This is a genomic window from Parabacteroides sp. Marseille-P3160 (assembly GCF_900162725.1).
Taxonomy (GTDB): domain Bacteria; phylum Bacteroidota; class Bacteroidia; order Bacteroidales; family Tannerellaceae; genus Marseille-P3160.
This window is the reverse complement of the sequence record NZ_LT799418.1, coordinates 329,916-349,625: the sequence shown is the minus strand read 5'-3', so window position 1 is coordinate 349,625 and position 19,710 is coordinate 329,916. Positions and strand designations below refer to the sequence as shown.

General features: G+C 36.9%; 15 protein-coding genes and 1 CRISPR repeat array. Of the genes, 12 read left to right on the top strand and 3 right to left on the bottom strand.

All coding sequences use genetic code 11. The annotated features are described in order from the left end of the window. Positions 1-3,288, bottom strand: a complete 3,288-nt coding sequence (locus BQ8014_RS01470; protein ID WP_080902802.1) for a SusC/RagA family TonB-linked outer membrane protein — start codon at positions 3,286-3,288, stop codon at positions 1-3. Between the two features lie 364 nt (positions 3,289-3,652). On the opposite strand from BQ8014_RS01470, the gene BQ8014_RS01465 reads away from it, so the two are divergent. Together BQ8014_RS01465 and BQ8014_RS01460 are read left to right on the top strand one after the other, a co-directional pair. Further along, on the top strand, positions 3,653-4,042 hold the full coding sequence (locus BQ8014_RS01465) for a helix-turn-helix domain-containing protein (protein ID WP_080902801.1): 390 nt from the start codon (positions 3,653-3,655) through the stop codon (positions 4,040-4,042). 35 nt (positions 4,043-4,077) lie between these two features. Then, complete coding sequence (locus BQ8014_RS01460) at positions 4,078-4,623, top strand: GNAT family N-acetyltransferase (RefSeq protein ID WP_080902800.1); 546 nt, start codon at positions 4,078-4,080, stop codon at positions 4,621-4,623. On the opposite strand, the gene BQ8014_RS01455 is transcribed toward BQ8014_RS01460, so the two are convergent. Next, complete coding sequence (locus BQ8014_RS01455; RefSeq protein WP_080905749.1) at positions 4,586-5,512, bottom strand: EamA family transporter; 927 nt, start codon at positions 5,510-5,512, stop codon at positions 4,586-4,588. The genes BQ8014_RS01460 and BQ8014_RS01455 overlap by 38 nt on opposite strands. Positions 5,513-5,801: 289 nt before the next feature. On the opposite strand from BQ8014_RS01455, the gene BQ8014_RS01450 reads away from it, so the two are divergent. The 9 genes from BQ8014_RS01450 to cas2 all read left to right on the top strand — a co-directional run bounded on the left by BQ8014_RS01450 (position 5,802) and on the right by cas2 (position 16,155). Then, positions 5,802-6,194: a helix-turn-helix domain-containing protein gene (locus BQ8014_RS01450; protein WP_080902799.1), complete on the top strand. Its 393-nt coding sequence runs from the start codon at positions 5,802-5,804 to the stop codon at positions 6,192-6,194. 555 nt (positions 6,195-6,749) lie between these two features. Beyond that, positions 6,750-7,553, top strand: coding sequence for a CRISPR-associated endoribonuclease Cas6 (gene cas6 / locus BQ8014_RS01445; RefSeq protein ID WP_080902798.1), 804 nt, complete (start codon positions 6,750-6,752; stop codon positions 7,551-7,553). Then, complete coding sequence (locus BQ8014_RS01440; protein ID WP_080902797.1) at positions 7,550-9,487, top strand: hypothetical protein; 1,938 nt, start codon at positions 7,550-7,552, stop codon at positions 9,485-9,487. Before cas6 ends, BQ8014_RS01440 begins: the two co-directional genes overlap by 4 nt. Positions 9,488-9,499: 12 nt before the next feature. Then, a complete protein-coding gene (locus BQ8014_RS19465; protein ID WP_080902796.1) occupies positions 9,500-10,732 on the top strand; it encodes a type I CRISPR-associated protein Cas7 in 1,233 nt (410 codons plus the stop codon). 11 nt (positions 10,733-10,743) lie between these two features. After that, positions 10,744-11,511, top strand: a complete 768-nt coding sequence (cas5b, locus tag BQ8014_RS01430; RefSeq protein WP_080902795.1) for a type I-B CRISPR-associated protein Cas5b — start codon at positions 10,744-10,746, stop codon at positions 11,509-11,511. Further along, positions 11,495-14,269 (top strand): CRISPR-associated helicase Cas3', encoded by a 2,775-nt coding sequence (gene cas3, locus BQ8014_RS01425; RefSeq protein ID WP_234997955.1) that lies wholly within the window; start codon positions 11,495-11,497, stop codon positions 14,267-14,269. The genes cas5b and cas3 overlap by 17 nt, the downstream gene beginning before the upstream one ends. Positions 14,270-14,279: 10 nt before the next feature. Beyond that, complete coding sequence (gene cas4 / locus BQ8014_RS01420; RefSeq protein ID WP_080902793.1) at positions 14,280-14,810, top strand: CRISPR-associated protein Cas4; 531 nt, start codon at positions 14,280-14,282, stop codon at positions 14,808-14,810. Next, positions 14,807-15,814, top strand: coding sequence for a type I-B CRISPR-associated endonuclease Cas1b (gene cas1b, locus BQ8014_RS01415; protein ID WP_080902792.1), 1,008 nt, complete (start codon positions 14,807-14,809; stop codon positions 15,812-15,814). The genes cas4 and cas1b overlap by 4 nt, the downstream gene beginning before the upstream one ends. Positions 15,815-15,891: 77 nt before the next feature. After that, on the top strand, positions 15,892-16,155 hold the full coding sequence (gene cas2 / locus BQ8014_RS01410) for a CRISPR-associated endonuclease Cas2 (RefSeq protein WP_080902791.1): 264 nt from the start codon (positions 15,892-15,894) through the stop codon (positions 16,153-16,155). 222 nt (positions 16,156-16,377) lie between these two features. Continuing rightward, a CRISPR array of direct repeats spans positions 16,378-18,026; the repeat unit is 29 nt; unit sequence CTTTTAATCGAACCTTATGGAATTGAAAT. A gap of 276 nt (positions 18,027-18,302) precedes the next feature. Here cas2 and BQ8014_RS01405 read toward each other — a convergent pair. Continuing rightward, on the bottom strand, positions 18,303-19,148 hold the full coding sequence (locus BQ8014_RS01405) for an AraC family transcriptional regulator (protein ID WP_080902790.1): 846 nt from the start codon (positions 19,146-19,148) through the stop codon (positions 18,303-18,305). Positions 19,149-19,241: 93 nt separating this feature from the next. Here BQ8014_RS01405 and BQ8014_RS01400 point away from each other — a divergent pair, with 93 nt between their 5' ends. Then, complete coding sequence (locus tag BQ8014_RS01400; protein WP_080902789.1) at positions 19,242-19,709, top strand: aldo/keto reductase; 468 nt, start codon at positions 19,242-19,244, stop codon at positions 19,707-19,709. Position 19,710 lies beyond the last annotated feature (1 nt).

The window sequence follows — 19,710 nt, the reverse complement described above, 5'->3', positions numbered from 1 at the left end:
TTAGTTAAAATCAAATTTCACTCCTATATTAAAACGCCTGTTAGGCGGATATCCCAGGCCGTTACCGCCCATTTCCGGATCCCAAAGTTTGAAACCGCTGAGTACGAATGCGTTCTCTATAGCTAAATATAGGCGTACATTGGCTATTCTCAATTTATTGAGAGAGGCTATGTTGTATCCGAGTTCCATCGTTTTGAGGCGCATAAATGAAGCGTCACGCAGCCACCATGTGGACTGTTGCGTATTATTACTGATAAGCTGGGTCGAAAGGCGGGGCCAGAATGCATGAGGATTGGGGTTGGTTTCGCTCCAGTGGTCGTCGGCTATCAGGGGTAATGCATTACGATAATAGACGAAGGGGGCTATACCGGTGGGTTTAGGCACAGCTTCGTTGTTGTATACTCCCGAATTGATAAACATCGAGACGCGGGCGTTGCCCTGGAAGAAGAATGAGATATCCCATTTCTTATAGCCTACGGAAAGACCGTAACCATACTGTATTTCCGGGGTAGTAGGATAGCCTATGGCTACGCGGTCATTGCTGTTGACTACGCCGTCTCCATTGACATCCTTATACTTGATATCGCCTGCCATATACTCGCCGAAGTCCTGTTTGGGCGAGTTGGCTATTTCTGCCTCGTCCACAAACAGACGCTCGGCTATTAAGCCCCATTGCTGGCTGTTATTATGCCCTACGCGTTTCAGATACTCGTCAGGATAGTTTTTTTCGTCAAGTTCGACCAGTTTGTTGGTAGCATACGTCAAGTTGGCGCGTGCCTGCAACCAGGTGTCGTTGTTGAAGAAATACTGTGCGTCCATCTGTGCGTCCACACCTTGTGAATTCATCCTACCCACGTTGCCGCTGATGGCCGCCTCGAGACCAGTCGAGGAGGGGAAATTCTCGCGAGTCATATAGATATTGTCGGTATAGGTCTTGAAAACATCCACCTGAAGCTTAATAGCCTCGTTCTTCAACAGGCTCAGCTCTGTTCCCAAATTGTATTTCGTAGAAGTTTCCCATGTTATATTCGGGTTAGCGTAACGAGAAACGTTATAGCCATCGTAATAATTCATGAATGTTTCACCCCAGCGATAGGATGAGCCGCCTCTCAAAGATCCTATTGACACATCCGAGAGGAAGAAGAAACGTCCGCTTCGTCCGGCAATGGCGTCGTTACCGCCCTTACCCCAGGATGCTTTCAACTTCAGGAGGGATATCTTATCCTTCAGGCCTGAGAAAAACTTCTCGTTCGATATCAGCCATGCGCCGGCAACCGAAGGGAAGAAACCGAACATCTTCGAGCCGGAAAATTTCTCGGAACCGTTATAACCCCATGAGAAATCTACGAAGTAACGGCTGTCGTAGTCGTAAGTCAAACGACCCGATACGCCAGCGTTTTTCTCGGGCAAAGTTTCGTAAATACTCCTTGAGTTACCACCGGTGATGAGGTTTTCCTGCATGATTCCTACTATGGTTACGCCTGTATTGTGAACGTCGTTGAACTTCCTGTCCCATGACAGGATGCCTTCGTAGTAATACTTGCCACTGGCATCGCGCGTAGGATTAACGTCGCCAAGATAGGGCTGGCCGCTTGTCGGATTCAAGGGGAACAATGTATGTACGCCTGTTATCTGGTTATAATCTTCAAGGGCGTAATAGTAGGGTATGTAACTACGAGTAGACGTATATTCGCTCCAACTGTCGGCTGCCATCTTGATGCTCAACTTCAGGTTTTTGGTGATAAAGTCGAGATCCTGCTTCAATGTCGCCATCAGGCTCAGATTGGTCTCGTTCTTGTCTTTATATCCGGATACCATGTTAGCATAAGGATTTAACTTGTACGAAGAGCCTACGAGTGTGCTACCGAATAGTATGTGCTCAGCATACATGCGTTCTTCGTCAGGTTCATAGACGGCAGGAAAATCCACCGGATTGGACATCATTATCTGCTGGAACAAGTCGGTAGCGTCAGCCGCCGGTCCCGTGTAACGCTCGAAACGCCCTGAAATACGAGTATCAAGGGTTGTTGTCGGGGTTATCTTAAAAGTAACGTTACTGCGCATCTGAGTGCGCTTGATGTCGATGTTATTGTTGAAATTGTTACGCTTGTCGACTTTCAACAAACCTGTTTCGTGATCGAACGAACCTGCAAGATAATAAGTCGCTACCTTGCCGCCACCCGATACGTTGAGGTTTACCTTCTCGTTCCAGGTCGACTGATTAAACATCTCGTCGTACCAGTTGACGTTGGGATATATCATCGGGTTCTCGCCGCGTATGGTGGCCTGTATCTTCTGCTCGTCGTAATAGTTGCCGAGCAGCGGATTGCGGGTTATCTGCGCCTCGTTATACAGGCGCATGTACTGTACTCCGTCGAGGTACTCGATCGTGCGGGTCGGTTGGGCAAGGTTTGATTCAGCACGGATATTTATCCTTGACGTGCCCTCTTTACCCGACTTCGTTACTACCGATATGATACCGTTAGCGGCGCGAGCGCCGTACATAACGGTTGCCGAAGCGTCCTTCATGACCGAGAAACTCTCAAGGTCGTCGGGATGCAGGCGGGCAAGGTCATCGCTTGTCGATTCGAATCCATCAATCAGTATCAAGGGGGACGCCGAATAACCGAAAGTTCCGACGCCGCGCACGAAGAATGCCGCATTATCGGCTCCCGGCTCGCCGGAGGTCTGATACGAGATGATGCCTGCAATCCTGCCCGCCATAGCGCTTGTCAGGTTAGAGGACGGTACGCGGAGATCGGAAGCTTTGACCGTCGTGATAGACGATACAACGCTCTGCTTCTTCTGCTGACCGAAAGCTACCACAGTTACTTCTTCTAACTCGCTGGCGTTGCTTTCCATGGTAAGGATAATATTGTTCTTGCCATTAAAAGTGTAAGTCAAGTCCTTCATACCAAGAAAAGTAGCCACCAACTTGGTGCCTACCGTAATATTAGGAAGTTCAAAATTGCCATCCCCGTCGGCCATGGCTCCTTTTGTACTGCCGACAACAGTAACAGAAGCGCCGGGTAAGCCCTCGCCCGTATTGTCCAGGACCTTTCCCTTTAGTGTTACTCCGCCTTGCGCCATTAGGGCTACCGAGCAACAGAACATCATCAAAAGACATAATAAATGCCTAATAATACCTCCCTTTCTCGGCGTACAGGAGGTTAACTTTACAGGGATATCCGGATTATAAGGTTGTCCATTTCCTCCGGTGTCACTATCCTTATAGAAAAAATCAATAAAAGGATAGGATGGGGACAGCATGAAAATTTTTGTTTTCATAAATTAGATTTTAAGAGTTTATAATAGTTTCGATCAGGTTACAATCCATTTATTATCATTCTTGAGAAGCCGCTAAGGCCCTATATATGGTATCTGGTATGGATCGGATGGCAAGACTGCTGTTGGAAAACGTTCATGGATATTCACAAGGTTAGCTGATAACAGGTATATCATAATAAATAGATTTAATGTTCCAAAGTAAAGGAGAGAGATGCCTATTACCTATCAATAGATGTAATATAATATCGAAAACAAGACTGATATTATCAGCTTTTATATAATATAATATTATTATTGCAAATAAATTTTTTATTCAGTCTAAATGTTTATTTTTGTGTAAAAACAACTTCTTATATAGAAGTTTATGGAAGAGACAACAGCCAAAAAATGCAATCAGGGCGCCAACATCCGCCGATGGAGAGAATGGCGGAATGTAAAGCAGGAAGTACTTGCAGAGCAAATTGGGGTATCACAAGCCACTCTTTCCGGATATGAAAAACGCGACAAATTGGGACAGAAAACATTAGATAAAATAGCCAAGGCACTGGACATCCCTGTTGAGGCCATAACCGAACTTGAACAAGGCACTTCTATTAGCATCGTATCAAGCACTTTGCATGATAATGCCGGATCAATAATAAATTATCCAACTTTTAATCCCATTGATAAAATCGTAGAACTTTATGATAAACTTTTGCAGTCGGAAAAGGAAAAGGTAGAGATGTTGCAGGAAATATTGAAGGAAAAGAAATGATCTGAAAGGGTATGGTCTAATCTATACTTTATTATATGAGAATAATAGAAACAGGACGTTTGATTCTTCGGCCGATAACGGAAAATGATGCGGAAGCCATATTTGAATATAGCCAAAGCGAAAATGTGGGTCCTAATGCCGGATGGAAACCGCATGCCAATATCGAAGAAACTCATGAAATTATGAAACTCATTTTCCTGGATAAAGAAAACGTTTGGGGAATGGTATTAAAAGAGACGGGAAAGCTATTTGGTTCGATTGGATTAATACCTGATCCTAAAAGGGAAAACGACGGAACACGAATGCTGGGATATGCTATTGGCGAGTATTATTGGGGCAGAGGTTATACAACCGAAGCTGTACGGGCTTTGATAAATTACGGTTTTTACGAATTGGAACTTGATCTTATCTCCGCGTATTGTTACCCCTTCAATGAAAAGTCAAAGCGAGTATTGAAGAAATGCGGATTCGAATATGAAGGTAAGCTTCATCTGGCTGAAAAACGTTATGATGAAGAAATTCTTGATAACGAATGTTATGCAATCAAGAAGCCAATGTCCGCCGAGAATGGCGGAATGTAATATTCGTCGCAACGACAGCCAATAAAATCAAAAGAACTCCCGACCAACGAACCATATCGACAGATTCGCCAAGAATAAAGGCGGAAGACAAGGTTGCAACAGGAAGTTCTGCAGAACTAAGGATAGCTCCGATCGAAACCCCTACCCTCGGCATGCCGATAGAAAATAACAGAGGTGGAATCACGGTGCCCAACAAGGCCAAACTGACTCCCCAGAGATATAGTCCGCCTCCATAAACGCCATTGAAGAAGAATAAAGGAGGAAAAATAACCCATGTAATTATACATGCTCCGGTAATCATTAGGGCACTTTTTTTCAATGCAGGCAGATCATTACCGATACGGCCGCTTGTCATAAGAAAAAGAGCATAACAGGTAGCTGCAAGAAAACCATACGCAAGACCTTCCAAATTGAGAACAATCTCTTCGTTGAATAGACCTCCGGCTAATAATGTTCCAATAAAAATTATCCCGGCTAATAGGAGTTGCTTCTTAGTCGGTTTCTTCCTAAAAACGATCGCTTCAATTAGTATGCTGATCCATAAATATTGCATTAACAATATGATCGCAACGGAAGCCGGTAAAAGTTTAACCGATTGATAATAAAAGATCCCGACCAAACCCGTGAAAGTACCGGCTAATGAAACTTTCCACCATCCCGTTCGTTGTATGATGTCTCCGGTAGAATTTTCTTTGCTTTTTCGTCGTAGACTTACTAAATAGAACAGCCAAAGAATAACCATCCCCGAAAAAGATTGCGTCCCGGTAATTTCCCCCAGCGTATATCCTTGTGCATACGCAAACTTTACAATCGTCGAAAGCAATCCAAAACTGGCAGCTCCGACAAAAACCAATAAACCTCCTGTAATCTTATTCCTTCTTTCGTTCATGACTATATCACACAAAAAAGGATACCCGCCCTCGGATACCCCTTCCATCAATTATTCGTTCGAATAAATACAGACATACCGGCATTTATTCGTTTTGGTCCGACAAAACTAATAACAATTAATCATCAAAACAAATCCGTCCCGTAGAAAAGAATTTTAATAATGGTGATGCTGAAACAAACTAACGAGCAAAAATTAAGCAATTACTAAATATTACCCTTATAAACAAACTCTTATTCAAGCTAAATGTTTATTTTTGCATAAAGAGGAATTCATTATATATATAATCATGGAAGAGACAGCAGCTAAGAAATGCAATCAGGGCGCAAACATCCGTCGATGGAGAGAATGGCGGAATGTAAAGCAAGAGGTACTCGCTGAACAGATCGGAGTATCACAAGCCACTCTTTCCGGATATGAAAAACGGGATAAATTGGAACAAGAGACCTTAGATAAAATTGCCAAAGCACTGGGTATTCCGGTAGAAGCAATTACCGAACTCGAGCAGGGAAGCGCTATTAATATTTTTTCAGGAACATGGAATGATCATGCATCCAATTCCGTTAATTATAATCCAACCTTCAACCCTATTGATAAAATAGCCGAACTTTACGAACGCCTTTTGCAGTCGGAAAGAGAAAAAGTAGAAATGCTACGGGAAATATTGAAGGAAAAAAAATAATCAAATAAAAAAGCAAGGCGGAAAGAGAGTGAATATAAACGAAATCATGGAGTCTGTTTGTGATCATCCGTAAATATTTTCAAATTGACAATCTTAACTTCTTTACCGAAAGAATCTAAAAAGCGCTGTACCACCCTGAAAATCCAGTACACTCAATGGCTTGATTCAGTATACTTCTATGTTGTAATCCAGTGCACTCATTTATAAAATCCAGTACACTGGATTTTTTCCGTATAAATCAGTACCTCAAAAGTTGGACAAAAAACTTTTGAGATGCACTTCGCTTTTCGGACAGCCCCTTATTTTGTGAGAATATCGTTAAAAACTCTTTCGTTCTGGGGAGTATATCAAAAAACGGAACAGAATAATTCTATTGTAAAGTTTTTGTCGAAAAATAATTCAACAATACTTCCAATAGTTCCCGAAAGCGTTTTCATAGAATAGAGATATCCGAAAAACAGTAAATAAAGTAACTTAACGTCATTAAAATTCCAAGCAATATTCATTATATTTACAAGCATCAATCTTAATCTAAAATAGTAAAAAGAAAGAATCATGCAATTTAAAATAAGTTTATTAAACGCCGATTTTTCGTATCCGATATTACCTATAAATTATCAATATCCGCTCTCTTCTGCGTTATATAAAATCATGTCAAAGGGAAATAAGGAATATGCGGAGTTTTTACATGAAACGGGTTATGGCAAGGGATATAAGCTATTTACCTTTTCTCAAATCAATAGCCTATTCAAGCTAAAGGGTGATCGCCTCTTCCTGCAAAGCAATGAACTGACATTTATTGTATCATTTCACCTCCCCCAAGCGATGGAAAGTTTCATCAAAGGGCTTTTCCAATCGGAAACAATAGATATCGCCGACCATACATCAAAAGCAAGTTTTACTGTAAAGTCAATTGAAAGTTTACCTAATCCACTACAGAAATATGCTAATTACGAAATTGTCTCCGTTCCTTTGAGAATACTTTCACCCATAGTCGCAGGTTCGAAGAACGAGAAAGATAACTATTACTTTCTCTCACCAGAGGATCCTCTTTTTCCCGAATCTTTAGTTTATAACTGGCGGAACAAAGTAGCGACATGTTACGATGAAGGGACAGCCCAAACGGCCATCCTTCTTTTGGAAATAATACCAACAAAATATCCCTTCAAATCGCGATTGATGGCCATCAAAGCCGATACTGCCGAAGAAACAAAGATCCGTGGCTGGCTCAATTTCACCTTGAAGGCCACAGGAGAAAAACGATTTGTGGAACTGCTGGTAAATGCCGGAGCCGGTGTATATAACGCGATGGGCTGCGGATGTGTAGAGGTAAATGAATATAAAAAACAAAATATATGATACAGGAACTAATCAATTTTACGGCCAATTTGGATGAGAACTTCAAGGTATTAGGTTCTCTCCCTAAGGAGGGGTTGCATATTTTATTAAAAATTGTAACGGACAATTTGGGGCAAACTAAAATTGATACTACAGACATTGAGTATGAACTTTTCTCAAAAAAACAAAAAGAAGAAGTTTCAGAGTTTTTGAATAAGTGTAAGACTCTTCAACAAAATGCTTGGTGTATCAATACCAACAAATGTCTTGACTTGCCGACAAAAGCCATTCATACCTGTTCTCCTTTTGCTGTTGCATTTAAACGGGAGCATTTGGAAGGTGGTGCAAAATATAAAGCCAATGCAGGTAAGAGAAAGCCACAGATTTATGAACGTTTTGATGCCTACTTCAATAAAGCTCTTGAACTGTTTGAGAATAAAGAAGAATCAGAAAAGTATGAGATATTCAAACAGCTTTTTACTCATAATACATTTTCTATTTTTCTTAAAAGGATAGAAGATAATTTTTCGGGTCAACGTAGTGAATTGGAGTTGGAATTATCCGAGATGAAAGAACAATTAAAAAATACATCTGACAAAACTCTGAAACAAGAAATTAAGGAAAAAATCGTTACCATAGAACAAAAACTTCTTAAAGTGAAGATTTTAGATGACAGCGACTATATTCTTTTCTATCTTGAACTTCCAATAGAAAAATACCTTCAGATACATAATAAGTATTTAAAAGATAATCTTTTTACTGTTCCTAAATATACTATACCTGCTAATGAAAATGGATTAATTTATGGCAGTAGTAATTTTATGAATGGTTTAAATGGCAATATGCCTTTCTTAATGCATCAAACTGCATTGTTTGATATTAATGGGCGTATTTCAAATATTGATGCCAAACTTCTTTATGAATTGCAAAATATATTTTCCAATAATACACTGCCTAAACCATTACCTATATTTATCTATAAAGAAGAATTACAACAAAAAGTTATAGGCATATTCAAAGATAGTGGATTCAAATTCGGATATAAAGAGATCATTGAAAAATTAGCTACAAAGAACAGTGATGATATCAGCAACTATTATCTGCTAAATTGGCAAAACACAAAAGATGGTTTGGTGTTTATGGATTTCGATTTTGTGACCAAATTTGAATATAAAATCTCAGAGCCGATTGCAATACTTAATTTATTTGGCATTAAGGAAAAAGGGGAAAAAGAGTCCAAGCAGTATGCTGTATTAAAAAATATCTTCGAATTTGAACAACAGATATTCAAACCTCTTATTCAAAACAAGGATCATCGTATTGATTACTTTGGAGATTTAAACAAGAAAGACTATGAAAAACTCGATTTAACTTTTACATCTTATTGCAAATACAGAAAAGCCATTTACGATTATATATATAAATCTCAAAAACACACAATTGAAGGTCATAATTTTGATGAAATGGTTTTTAGCTCCATAAAAGATGATATAAAAAACAGTAACGGATATGGGGTTAAAGACAAACTTAATAAATGGTACAGTTTATATGAATATTTCAATACTAATAATAAAATCAATATGGTAAACAAATTAAAAGAATATCAGGACTTTGTGGCTACCATCATTGCCAATGAACCATTGACTGATATAACCGACGAAAAATTTGCCTTTGCAGCCGGGCAGGTTATTGATTACATTTTGAGTAAGAGTAAATCGGCTGACACAAGCTATAATTTACTTGAGCCCTATTTGCAACAATCCAAATGTGAAGAGTTTAAACGAGCTATTGCCAACGATTTCGGTAGATACAAACACGAAAACTTTTCAAAAAAATTTGAGAAAGTAGCCGCTTTTGTTTTGAGCTATGAAACATCTTCTAATCTAAAACATCTATTGCCTCAACTTTTATCTGGAGTATTTTCTAAAAATCAATTATTCAGTAACAACCTATAAAACTTCACAAATATGTCCACCACATTTAATAATCGTGTATATGGCGCAGCCATAATCAAATCAATCAATTCAAATTACAATGCCGACTTTTCCGGCCAACCTAGAAAATTACCTAATGGAACAGTTTATGCAACGGATAAAGCATTAAAGTATTCTATCCGTAATTATTGGAAAAATATTCTGAAAGAGAATGTGTTTTTCTTTAAATCTTATGATGATATGATGAAACCAAGAACCCTTGATGAAAGATATCTTGAATTGTTTAAAGATTTCAAACGAGATATCACATCCGATAAGTATTGCCTGTTTCAATTTGATGGAGATAATATTAAGGGGTTAATACCCAATCAACCCAAATCAAAAAATGTAAAGGACGTATATAAAGGAGTTGATGAAGAAGATGAACTGAACTCTATCAAAGAATTTTTAACAATTCTCTCAACTAAAAAAATTCAAATATCCACTTTGAATAATGTAAACAAAGATAATTTAGAAGAAGATACAAATATCTTTTACATTGATAACAATGGAAAATATGTAAAGGTCTTGGAGGATGAATTTATAGTAAAAAAGGGAGTCGATATGCTCTTAGAAAATATGGGAGGTGGAGTTAATAGAACTTTAACTTTAAAGGACCTATTGTCGTGTTTAGATGTCAGACTGTTTGGAGCGACTTATGCCGGTCAAACTAATATATCAGTTCACGGGACTTGTCAAATTACACATGGATTAAATAAGTTTACAGAAAACGTTATTTATTCCGAACAAATTATGTCGCCGTTCAAAAATTCTAATAGCGCAAGCGCGGATAGTACTATGACTACCTTAGGCACACAATCACGTCTACAGGAAGGTCATTATGTACATCATTTTTCAGTTAATCCCCAAAACATTGAAGAAGATGTAAAACGAACAAATTCAGAAAGTCTTACCCCAGAAGACATTGACAAACTAAAAGAAGGATTAAGAAGAGGAGCAACTTATTATGATTCTGCGGCAAAAGCAGGGACGGAAAACGAACTTCTACTGTGGATTCAATTAAAACCGGGATCAAAACTCGTTCTACCTTCTTTTGTCAGCCTGATTGACGTGAATGAGAACAAGGAAATCGATTTATCTAAAGTAAGCGCTTTGTTGTCGAAAGAACACATAAAAACCGAAATAGAAAAAATAGAGATTTATTACAACAAAGCAAATACAGAGGTATTAGCAGCACCGGCCGGTGCTGAATTTTCAGAACTGTAAATCAAGTGCAAATGAAATTAATATCCTTTGATTTAAAAGCGGACTTTGCCTTTTTTAGAAAACCGGATACAAATGCCACGATTAATTTGTCTTACAATATTATTCATCGACCTGCGGTGTTGGGTATTTTGGGGGCAATTTTAGGACTTGAAGGATACAAAGAAAAAGGTAAGTTGCCTCAATATTACGAAGTATTGAAAGATGTAAGAATTGGAATAGAGCCATTGAATCATGAGATGGGGAACTATGCCAAAACTACTATCAAATATTCCAATACAGTGGGCTATGCCAATAAAGGGACAAATTTTCTGACAGAAGAGCTAACATTGGTAAATCCAGAATACCGAATTTATCTTTTATTAGACGAAGACGATAAATATCAAAAGCAATTGATTAGTTCGATACAGAAAGGATATGCAGAATTTATTCCTTATTTGGGAAAAAATGAGTTTACAGCTTGGTGGAATGCGGAATCCTATAAAGAATATTATTTTACTGAAAAGCCAATTGAAGGTGAAAGGGTAAAAATTAAAAGTATATTTTACAAAAAATATATATTAAAGAATAACACTGAAGCGCCATTCCCAGACTTATTAAACTTTGATGACGAAGAAACTCCATTCATTTATTTTGAAAGGTTACCTAAAGGTTTTGATTTGGCACTAATGCAATATGACATTGCAGAGTTTGCATATTCTAATTATTTAATCAAGAATGCCCAACAACTCGACAATTTACTTTTTATTGATGAACTAAATGCTTATGTCCAACTGCTATAAAACTATTTCAGATATTATTAATAATTTACCTGTATTGAGTAAAACATTACTCAATGCGGGTAATTATTATGCTCACACACCGAAAGAGAATAATGTAGTAAAAGAGACACTTGCAGAACATCAGGGATTGGTTAATAAGTATTTTATAAATCTCGTAAAGCATCATCAATTAGATAAAACTATTGACAAACTTATTAGCGGATTAAAAGCTAATATAGATTTAGCAACAGGTAACTATATCAAATCTCTTTTTGTTGATGCAATTGTTTTCCATGACTATGGGAAAATAAACGAACACTTTCAGTTTGAGAAAATGAATAATGATTCATTTAAAGAATCGACTTTTGATCAAAGCCCAATTAGTTCAAACCATTCCTCATTAAGTGCATTTATTTATCTTGGAAAGCATCTGAATGAAATTGTATTTGACAGGAAGCAAGATCCGTTGCTTGTGGTTTGTTGTTTATTTTTTGCATATGCTATTTTTAAACATCATGGAAAATCTTTCGACGATAATTATGTCTCTACAATTGAATTTACAGAACTAAAAGCAAAAAATAACTGGAAAGAAGTACAGAACTTTCTTACTTCTTATCTAACAACTTATCAATTCAAGATTCATCCCAATATTATCAAACTCATAGGGGACGAAAGATTATTAACGAATAGACCATTTACAGATTATATTCATTCATTTGAACTTTATGCTCTTTGCCGTCTTAATTTTTCCCTTTTAACAGCATCTGACTATCTAGCAACAAATGAATATATGAACTCCTTGCCTGTTAAAGATTTTGGTATTCTTACTAAAGAAAGGATAAGCGAATTATATGACAATGTCAGCAAAAGGGAATGGATTGACAAAGAACAAACAAAGGTAAATTACAACAAAGCAACTTATGACGCTTTAGAAAATTATGAATTTAAGAATCCAAAACAGAAAAGTGGTGAAAATCTGAATGTTCTTCGTAAAGAAATGGCCATTGAGGTTATAAAAAATATAAGACGGCACCATCGAAGTAACCTTTTTTATATAGAAGCACCTACGGGAGGTGGTAAAACCAATCTTTCCCTATTGGTTACCATTGAATTGTTAAAAATATACGAAGGACGATACAAAAAGGTTTTTTATGTGTTTCCTTTTACAACTTTAATCACACAAACCTATGCCGTTATTCGGGATATGTTGGGACTAAAAGAGGAAGAAATTATTGAACTGCATTCAAAATCGGGCTTGAAATCCGGTTCTGGAGAAGACGATAATTATGGAGACAAACGATTGAATTATATTAATTACTTATTTGTAAATTATCCTTTTTGCCTTTTGTCACATATCCGCTTCTTTGATATACTGAAATCAAATGAAAAAGAAGCCAATTATTTGTTGCACCGATTGGCAAATTCTATCGTTGTAATAGATGAATTACAATCGTATAATCCATCACAATGGGATAAGGTTACATACTTTATCAGACAATATGCCGACAAGTTCAACATCAAATTTATTTTAATGTCGGCAACATTACCCAAATTGGATAAATTGAATGTAATTAAGGAGAATGTAAACAATTTTGTTTATTTACTTCCTAATGCAAAAGAGCTCTATTTCAATAATCCGAATTTTGCCGGTCGTGTCAATTTTAATTTTGATTTATTCAATAAAAAAAACCTTTCCCTACAAGAATTAGCCGATAAAATTATCCAATCTTCTATTGATTTTCTTCAATACGATTTTGGTAAAGCAAAGCCTAAAAACAGTGTTTATACTATTGTAGAATTTATATATAAACAGGCTGCGACAGATTTTTATTCAATTATCCATAAGTATAATTTTTTTGATGAAATATTTGTATTATCAGGAACAATACTTGAACATCGTAGAAAAGAGATTATCAATTATTTGAAGAATTCGGCAAATAGGAAAAAGAAAATTATTTTGATAACCACTCAGGTTGTTGAAGCAGGAGTAGATATTGATATGGATTTAGGGTTTAAAGACCGTTCGATAATTGATTCGGATGAACAGCTAGCCGGTCGTATAAACAGGAATGTAAACAAGGAACATTGTACACTTTATCTTTTTAACTACAATAAAGAATCCACTATTTACGGAAAAGATTTGAGGTATGAAATAACAAAAGGACAGATAAAAGAACAGGAATACAAACGAATTATTGAACAAAAAGATTTCGATTCTCTTTACAACAAAATATTTGAAGACAGAAATAAATGGAATGAAAATGAAATGGCAGCGAACTTTAGTGAATATGAGCACTCTATTCAAAAGCTAAAATTCAAAACCGTCAATGACGACTTTAAATTAATTGAACAGCTAAATTTGTCTTGCTTTATTCCGTTGAATCTTCCTACTATAATTAATGGAACGAACGAAAAAAGTTTTGATTTTATATTTAATAATTCGGAGTTACTCTTTCTTGAACAAAACGGTATTTATCCCAACGGACAAAATGAAATCAAAGGAGAAGAAGTCTTTAATTTATATATTAAATCAATTCATAATAAGATTGAATTTACCCAACAGCAGATTAGAAACAAAGTATTGCAAAGTATAATAAACAAGTACACTTTCTCAATATTTGCCAGTCCTACAATAGAAAACGAGTTAGTCCATTTTTATGATAAGGACAAATCGGATTATGGTTATATCTACATAGAAAGATGGGAAGAAATTTATTCAATTGAACAAGGCCTTGATGCTAAAAAATTAGTAGGAATAGAAGAAACTCAATTTTTGTAAAATTATAACCATGCACATTAATGCCACTTTAATCGATCTCTATCATGTTTGCAAGCGCGAATGCTGGCTTCATGCCAACGGAATCAATATGGAGCAAACAAGTGAAACCGTATATGACGGAAAGTTGATTCATGAAACAAGTTATGCAGATAGAAGTCGCAAATACAATGAAATAGATGTCTCTGCACAATACCATGGCATTGATTTGTATGGAAAAATAGATTTTTATGATACCCATAACAGAATTATTCATGAAACAAAAAGGAGCGATAAGGCGGAAAAGGCTCACGAATGGCAGGTGAAATATTATATGTGGTTATTGCAATTAAATGGTATACAGGACGTAAGTGCAATTTTGGAATATCCTCAGTTGCGTCAGACATCTCAGATTGAACTAACTGAAAATGATATAGAACATTTGAAGAATGCAATTATAGAAATAACTCAATTAAAAGACATGAAAGAGTGTCCGCCAACCATTAAGAAACCAATTTGTAAGAATTGTTCCTATTATGAACTTTGCTATATCAACGAAGAATGAAAAAGACTTATTACCTATTCAATCCCGGGCGTCTGAGCCGGAAAGACAATACGCTTAAATTCACGCCGGTGGATGAAAACGGAGTGGAAAGTTCTCCGAAATATATACCAATTGAAGGGGTTTCGGACTTCTTTTGTTTTGGGAGCCTCGATGCGAACAGTGCCTTATACAACTTTCTTGGGAAAAATGGAGTTTCCGTGCATTTTTTTGATTATTACGAGTATTATACGGGTTCATTTTCCCCAAAAGAATACCTGTTGGCCGGGAAAATGCAGATTGAACAAACCAAACGCTATCTCGATAAAAGGAAACGGATGGACATTGCCCGCAGATTTATTCAAGGTGCAGCTTTCAATATGTCGAAAAACCTGAAATATTATATCAACCGTGAAAAAGAACTGACCCCTATTTTGGAAGTAATGAACGAATATACTTCATTGATTGATGGTACAACGGCGATAGACGAATTGATGGGCGTAGAAGGCAATATCCGGCAAACATATTACATGGCTTTCGACGAGATTATTTCAGCTGACTTCAACATGGAAAACCGGAGCAAACGTCCACCAGAAAATGAGATTAACGCGATGATTTCGTTTGGGAATACCTTGTGTTACAGTCTGTGTCTTAGCCAGATTTATCATACGCAACTAAATCCGACCATCAGCTTTTTGCACGAACCCGGATATAGGCGGTATTCGCTTGCCTTGGATATTTCCGAGATTTTCAAACCTTTGCTTGTGGACAGGTTGATTTTCCGCTTATTGAATAAAAAAGAAATACAGTCAAAAGATTTCGATCATCAAATGAACTCTTGTTTATTGAAAGATGCCGGACGTAAAAAATTTGTCCGGGCCTGGGAGGAGCGTATCAACGAAACTTTCAAGCATCCTGTCCTGAAACGGCATGTGAGCTACAAGCATTTGATCAAATTGGAATGTTATAAACTAACAAAGCATATTCTGGGCATGGAGGAATATAAACCTTTCAAATCGAGATGGTGAGATAACAGTAATGGAATAACTGAGTAATAGAGTTATCCAGTTATTCAACCAATTAGTTAATCAATCATTCTATTTATATGTATGTAATTTTGGTATATGATGTTGGGGAGAAACGTGTAGGGAAAATGTTGAAACTTTGCAGAAAATATTTACACTGGGTGCAAAACTCTGTATTCGAGGGAGAGATAACCGAAGTAAAATTAAAGGAACTGACGATAAAAGCAAAAGCCATTATGGACGTTGGGGAAGACAGTATGTTAATTTTCAAAAGTCGAGATGAAAAATGGCTTGAGAAAGAAGTTGTTGGGCTTGAGAAAAATGAGCTGGACAATTTCATTTAGAAACTTGTCAGATTGTTGTCGACTCTCTACCAAAGCGCTCTTTGACATATTGTTTGAGCTTATATAAATATTTATAATATTTATACACAATGGATTATAGAGATAGTCGATGCCCCAGACTTTTCGGGCTATTCGTGATCGACTAATTGAAGTGCTATTTTTCTTGCATCGCATCGATGTTACAGCTATTTTTGACATATATTTGTGGCTGTTCTGCAACGGCTTTTAATCGAACCTTATGGAATTGAAATATCAAATGCAATCAGATGCCTCTGCAGAATTAGGCATCTTTTAATCGAACCTTATGGAATTGAAATGAAAAAAGATATCGAAGGAGGGGAAGTTAAATACACTTTTAATCGAACCTTATGGAATTGAAATCGCTTACCGGACTTCGCATCTTGTTCATCCTGGTATGACTTTTAATCGAACCTTATGGAATTGAAATTTTCTTTTCCTCCATTCTTTTCAATTTATCGCACCCTTTTAATCGAACCTTATGGAATTGAAATCAGTAGCAGAGCCGCAAGCCTCCACAGTAGCAGAGCTTTTAATCGAACCTTATGGAATTGAAATCAGAAGATGGCACAAGTAAATAAATTGGTTCCCTCTTTTAATCGAACCTTATGGAATTGAAATATACATGCATTCAGATTTCTACTAAACTCGGATTCTGACTTTTAATCGAACCTTATGGAATTGAAATCAGATTCTTTCTTTTCACAGAAATACGGTGGAGCCAAACTTTTAATCGAACCTTATGGAATTGAAATCAATCAAACAAATGCAGATGGATCATGTCGATCCGCTTTTAATCGAACCTTATGGAATTGAAATACAGATGTCTTTGCGGGCGTGAATGTTTGGTACGACACTTTTAATCGAACCTTATGGAATTGAAATTGGGCTAAACCTGATAGGTTTGTGGTCGATAAAACTTTTAATCGAACCTTATGGAATTGAAATTTATCGATACAGCCGGCAAGATGCTTGACTACATGCTTTTAATCGAACCTTATGGAATTGAAATTCATGGCGAGTGTAAACAATACCTGTATGATTGAACTTTTAATCGAACCTTATGGAATTGAAATTCGTGGGATATATAATCAAGTCTTGGGCCTAAACCCTTTTAATCGAACCTTATGGAATTGAAATTTCACAAAACCGAAGTCAAGGCCTATCCATCTACCCTTTTAATCGAACCTTATGGAATTGAAATTCGTTAGAGATTTACTCTAACAAATCTTCTAATTCTTTTAATCGAACCTTATGGAATTGAAATATTTAAGTGCCCGAGGGATTGGTAATTATATAACACTTTTAATCGAACCTTATGGAATTGAAATTTGGAGTCAAAAGAAAGGGGTATCCATCCTATTTTACTTTTAATCGAACCTTATGGAATTGAAATTACATGGTGCTTTGCCCGTCTCTTTAGGCTCCTTAACTTTTAATCGAACCTTATGGAATTGAAATTTCCGGGAATATCCTTATCCGAAATATCATGCTTCTTTTAATCGAACCTTATGGAATTGAAATCCTTTTTTTACGAAATACAGGCCATCTGGATCACCGGCTTTTAATCGAACCTTATGGAATTGAAATTTTTTTATCGCCTTGCATGATTGCAAACAATCTAACACTTTTAATCGAACCTTATGGAATTGAAATATTAAAGATTGTAAAACCTTAATTATCAGCTCCACACTTTTAATCGAACCTTATGGAATTGAAATCCTGAGATGTTGTAGGAAATATAACGGCGAATAGCACTTTTAATCGAACCTTATGGAATTGAAATCTGGCTATAAGTCTTCCAGTACAAGCGAACGATATTGCTTTTAATCGAACCATAATGGAATTGAAATGTAACATTTGATTATTGACCGGGCGCAAGCCCATAATCTTTTGATGCAAGATATATTAGATAAAATTGCCGAGGCACTGGATGTCCTGTCCCTATAGGAGCCAGTACTGAATTTGAACAAGATGCATCTATTAGTATTATTAATGCATATGATAACTCAGTCTCCATAAACCATTCTCCAACCTCCAACCCTATTTATAAAATAGTTGAACTTTACAACAGTTCATATGCTGCTGTCAATCATTAGATTCTCAATCTAATTGATAAAATAACAGAACTATACGATCGTTTTTTGCAGACTTCGGTATTGACGGGGACTCAGACCTTTTTGCTTTTTGAAGAAATGATTCAGATGACTGATATCGTTAAATCCGAATTCATAAGCTATTTCTGACAATCGTTTGTCACTGAAATGCAGTTTCTCTTCTATCAATTTTATTTTATATAAGGTCATGTACTCCTGAGGGCTTTGCCCTATCTGTTTCTTGAAATATTCACTGAAATATGACTTCGATATTTTGAAATGTGAAGCGATCGCTGAAATCTTTAACATTTTGGGTTGAAATATATTCAAATGTATATAATCGAGTATCTGCGTTGAGTCGTGATAGATACTTGATTTGTCAGCCAAGGTATTCATTAACGAAATATTCCGGGCAGCTATAGTTATCAGCGAATTAACCAACTGCCTTATTACTTCCAGCTTTTGAGGCGCGTCACTATCCTGCTCCCGGAGCAAGGCTTCGGCAATAGACCGTACCAGCGGTTTATCGACAACATTCTTCAAGATACAACCGGGCAGACGATTGTGATTATGAAAAATATATTCAAGCCGCTGTCGCCATTCGCTGCTTTGCGTCTTAAGAAAACTTTGATTAAAGCGTAGCATGAAGAAAGTTGTCGTTTTCTTTATCTTAAACCCATAGATATCTTGCGGAAAGATAAGAAACAACTTGTTCTCGGCATAAGGAAGACAAAGATCATTTATCATTTGTATGCCTTCCCCTTCAAGAATAAAGACCATCTCGAAAAAGGTGTTCTTGAAAGTGGAAACGATATGTTCACATTCATTTTCCCGGATGCAGGTAATCTCGTAAGGTTGATGCAAATTTCGAATGCTCATACCGTCAAAAATACAAATTATTCCATAATATATACAATAGATTCTTCGTAATTAATCACAATCTTTGTATCCATATCAAAGTATATAGATAGTATGGAAAAGGTTAAGTTAGGCAAAACAGATTTGAACGTTGCCCGTATCAATCTTGTTGGAAACGTGTTTGGGTGGACATTGAACGGACAACAATCGTTTGGGATTTTGGATGCTTTTACAAGAGCCGGTTTTAACTTTATCAACACAGCCGACTCTTATTCGTGGTGGATGGATGGAAACGTAGGCAGTGAATCGGAAAACGATCTGAATAAGAGCGTGCAGGGTAAAGATGCCCGAAAATATTTAAACGAAAAGAGCTTAGCTGTCCTTGCAGCTTTAGATAAGGTTTCGGACAAGCACCAAAGCAAACCGGCAACCATGGCCCTGGCTTGGCTGTTGGCCCAACCCCATATTGCCGCACCGATCGTAAGTGCAACAAGCCAAAGCCAACTGGAAACACTCTTTGCTGTGCCTCAACTTTCACTGGATGCCGAAGATCTGGCAATTTTGAACAATGTGAACAAATAAT